This window comes from Frankia sp. CcMO1 (assembly GCF_977945845.1).
Genome location: NZ_CDWTMG010000340.1, coordinates 1 through 3,942, shown reverse-complemented (window position 1 = coordinate 3,942; position 3,942 = coordinate 1). Strand labels below are relative to the sequence as shown.

The 3,942-nt window shown below is 71.9% G+C and carries 3 protein-coding genes and 2 pseudogenes; all 5 read right to left on the bottom strand.

The window, feature by feature from the left end; genetic code table 11:
• Positions 1-241, bottom strand: a pseudogene (locus AC08OU_RS23395) (hypothetical protein); the annotation flags it as partial.
• Positions 242-272: 31 nt separating this feature from the next.
• A pseudogene (locus AC08OU_RS23390) lies at positions 273-906 on the bottom strand (urease accessory protein UreF).
• 578 nt (positions 907-1,484) lie between these two features.
• On the bottom strand, positions 1,485-3,212 hold the full coding sequence (locus tag AC08OU_RS23385; RefSeq protein WP_476605821.1) for an urease subunit alpha: 1,728 nt from the start codon (positions 3,210-3,212) through the stop codon (positions 1,485-1,487).
• Positions 3,209-3,589: an urease subunit beta gene (locus AC08OU_RS23380; RefSeq protein ID WP_462188506.1), complete on the bottom strand. Its 381-nt coding sequence runs from the start codon at positions 3,587-3,589 to the stop codon at positions 3,209-3,211. Before AC08OU_RS23380 ends, AC08OU_RS23385 begins: the two co-directional genes overlap by 4 nt.
• Entirely contained in the window at positions 3,586-3,882 is a 297-nt protein-coding gene (locus tag AC08OU_RS23375; protein WP_476605822.1) for an urease subunit gamma, read from the bottom strand. The genes AC08OU_RS23380 and AC08OU_RS23375 overlap by 4 nt, the downstream gene beginning before the upstream one ends.
• Positions 3,883-3,942: the final 60 nt, after the last annotated feature.

Sequence of the window (3,942 nt, the reverse complement as noted above, 5' to 3'; positions counted from 1 at the left end):
CACGGCCACCCCGGGACGTACTTCCCAAACAGGCCCTAGGTCGACCAGGGGATGCTCCGGTCTGGCGCAGGACGACCGGCACGTCGGAGCGCAACTCGGTGAGCCTCGCCGTGCCGTCCGGAGCCGGTTCGACCCGGATGACGGCCCGTGCCCGCACGGCCGTGCGGCCCGTTCGGGCGGCCGTGACGAGAGGGCCCTCCGGCCCGGCCGCGACCCCGCCCAGGATGACCCCCCGTCTCATGGCTGCCATGGTGCCAGCCGGCGGGCACCGGTCAGGACGTGAACATCCGCAGCGCCGTGGTGCGGTGCCGTTCGGCCAGGAGATCGAGGCGGATGCCGGTGACAGCGGGAAGCAGCCGGGGCGGGCGTCGGGAAGCCTCCGCACCGGCCAGCGCGATCGCCTCGACCTCGTCGGCGAGCCGGGCGAGCACGGCGGTGACGGCTAGGGGGTCCAGCCCCATCAGGCGGGTCGCGGCGGTCGCGGGTCCAGTGACCGTGGTGTGGGCGGCGACCAGAGCGGCGTCCGAGGGACGCAGACCCGCGCCCGCGGCGACCATGCCTAGTGCGATCGGGTGGTGCGGTGCACGTGGAGCGGGCGGCACCGGCCAGGCGGCCCGGCCCGCTCGCAGCAGCGTGCGCCCCTGAGCCCGGCTCGCATCGCGTTGAGCGGGGGAGGGCGGCCGGGGTGACGGATGCGGCGGGGACGTGGTCGGCGCGTGGCGCCCGCGTCGTGGGACCTGGCTGCGTGTCGGCCCGGCAGGCCGCGGCCGCGAAGGCCGCGGCGACCAGGCCGGTCGTGGTGAGCCGTCCGACGAGGAACGCCGCCAGGTCGGCCAGGTTTGCCAGACTCCCGTCCGTCACCGCGGCTTCGACACCGCCCGAGTGGGCGTGACCTCCCGTGGGCATCCGGCCGTCCGCGAGGACCAGCAGCGTCGCCCGCCGTCCGGATCGCCCGGTCGGACCAGCCTCGTCCCCGGTCCCGCCGTCCCGTGCGATATCGCCCTCACCTGCGATATCGCTGTCACACGAGGCTCCGCCGTCATGACCGGGTGTCGTGTGGTCGAAGTCCATCCGTCGTTCGGACGACAAGTCCGTCATGCTGCCCACCCGGGTGTGGAAGAGTTCGCCGCCGGCGGTCGATGCCGGATCACGCGAGCGCCGAATCATGCGAGCAAGGCCGGCGATGGCATCCCGTTCCGCGGGAGCCCTTCGGCGGACCCCGAAAGCGGATCCCGAAAGAGGTGGGAGATGCCTGGATCATGGTCTGGATCACGGTCGAGACGCGGACGCCTACGCGCCCGCGTGACCGGTGTGACGCTGGTGGCGGTCGCACTGTCTCCCGTTCTGACCTCCTGCGGCCAGGACCGGCCGCCCAAGCCCCGCTGCCAGGCCGGCTACTACGCCGAATGGGACAACGACGACCACGAGTGGGAGTGCGAACGCTCCGGATCCCACAGCAGGAGCGATCATAAGGACAGCCGCTGTCAGAACAGGAAGTAGCGATGGGCCATCGGGAGTTCGCTCACCGGATCCGCCTCGATCGCCTCACCGTCCACCGTGACGGTGAACGTGTCCGGGTCCACCCGGATGTCCGGTGTCGCGGTGTTCTCGGGAAGATCCGCCTTGCCGCGGCGGCGCACATCCGCGACCGGCACCACCGGGGTGGCGAGCCCCAGCCGTCCAGGCAGCCCGTCCTCGATCGCCGCCGGGGCGACGAAGGCCAACGACGACGCGGCGGCCGGACCACGGGCGGCTCCCCACATCGGTCGGGGCAGCACCGGCTGCGGGGTCGGGATGGAGGCGTTCGCATCGCCCATCGCGGCCCAGGCGATGAACCCGCCCTTGAGGACCAGTGACGGCCGCACCCCGAAGAACGCTGGATCGTACAGCACCAGGTCGGCGAGCTTGCCGGGCTCCACCGAGCCGATCTCTGCGTCCAGGCCGTGCGCCACCGCCGGGCAGATCGTGTACTTGGCGATGTAGCGCCGGGCCCGGGCGTTGTCGGCCCGATCGTCGCCGGCCAGGGACCCGCGCCGGAGCTTCATCACATGCGCGGTCTGCCAGGTACGCAGGACGACCTCGCCGATCCGGCCCATCGCCTGCGAGTCCGAACCGATCATCGAGATCGCGCCCAGGTCGTGCAGGATGTCCTCGGCGGCGATCGTCGACGGCCGGATCCGGCTCTCGGCGAAGGCCAGGTCCTCGGGCACGCTGGGGTTGAGATGGTGACAGACCATCAGCATGTCGAGGTGCTCGTCGAGGGTGTTGACGGTGTGCGGGCGGGTCGGATTCGTCGATGACGGCAGCACGTTGCCGGCGGCCGCGACCGTGATGATGTCCGGGGCGTGCCCGCCGCCGGCCCCCTCGGTGTGGTAAGCATGGATCGCCCGGCCGGCGATGGCGGCCAGCGTGTCCTCGACGAAGCCGGCCTCGTTCAGGGTGTCGGAGTGCAGCGCAACCTGGACGCCGGCGGCGTCGGCGACCCGCAGGCAGGCGTCGATCGCGGCCGGCGTCGTCCCCCAGTCCTCGTGCAGCTTGAAGCCGGCCGCCCCGGCGCGCAGCTGTTCCCACATCGACTCGTCGCTGACCGTGTTGCCCTTGCCGAGCAGGACGACGTTGACCGGCCAGTCGTCCAGCGCGGACAGCATCCGCGTCAGGTTCCAGGATCCGGGCGTCACCGTCGTCGCCTTCGTGCCCTCGGCCGGGCCGGTGCCGCCGCCGATCAGCGTGGTGATGCCGGCGCCCAGCGCCTCCGGAACCTGCTGTGGGCAGATCAGATGGACGTGGCAGTCCACCGCGCCGGCGGTGAGGATCTTTCCGTTACCGGCGATGATCTCGGTGCCGGGCCCGATCACCAGGTCGGGATGGACGCCGTCCATCGTGTCCGGGTTGCCGGCCTTACCCAGCGCGACGATCCGGCCGTCGCGGATCCCGACGTCGGCCTTGACCACACCCCAGTGGTCGAGAACGACGGCACCGGTGATGACGAGGTCGGGCGCACCCTCGGCGCGGGTCGCCAGGGACTGTCCCATCGACTCACGGATGACCTTGCTACCCCCGAAGACGGCCTCGTCGCCGGTCCCGGTGCCCGCCGGCCCGCGGCTGCGGTCCTCTGTCACCTCGATGAACAGGTCGGTGTCCGCGAGCCGGATACGGTCGCCGGCCGTGGGGCCGTACAGCGCCGCGTAGCGGGGGCGGTCGAGTCGGCTCACGAACCCTCTCCCTGAAAGCCCGGTATGTCCTCGATCGTCGCGGTGTCCGCAATCCGGGTGCCGCTCGCGGCGTCCAACGGGCCGGCCGATTCCGGCCGCAGGCCCGGCACGACCCGGGTGCCGGCCAGCGGCACCAGCTCGATCTCGCGTTCCACGCCGGGCTCGAAGCGGACCGCGGTGCCGGCGGGCACCGCGAGCCGGTGGCCCCAGGCACTCGCCCGGTCGAAGTCGAGAGCGGGGTTCGCCGCGGCGAAGTGGTAGTGCGAGCCGACCTGCACCGGCCGGTCGCCCGTGTTACGGACCAGCACCGTGCGTACCGGGCGTCCGGCGTTGATCTCGACGGGATCGTCGCCGGTCAGGATCTCCCCGGGGATCACGGGATCGGCCGGTGGACGGTGACCAGCTTGGTGCCGTCCGGGAAGGTGGCTTCGACCTGCACCTCGCCGAGCATTTCCGGCACGCCCTCCATGACGTCATCCCGGGTGAGCACGGTTCGCCCGGCGCTCATCAGGTCCGCGGCGCTGCGACCGTCCCGCGCGCCCTCCAGCAGGAACGAGGTGATGATTGCGGTCGCTTCGGGATGGTTCAGCCGCAGCCCACGGGCTCGCCGTTCACGGGCGAGCCCGGCCGCCACATGGAGGCTCTTCGAAGTTAAGCGGGTTTGAGGCATCTGCGGGCTCGGCGGGTGGTTGCGCAGCGTGTTCGTAGCCGCTGGTTTTCGGGGTTGCGG

Excerpts from the sequence above, each read along its gene's own strand:
- AC08OU_RS23375 (WP_476605822.1), bottom strand. The coding sequence starts at position 3,882 with ATGCCTCAAACCCGCTTAACTTCGAAGAGCCTCCATGTGGCGGCCGGG.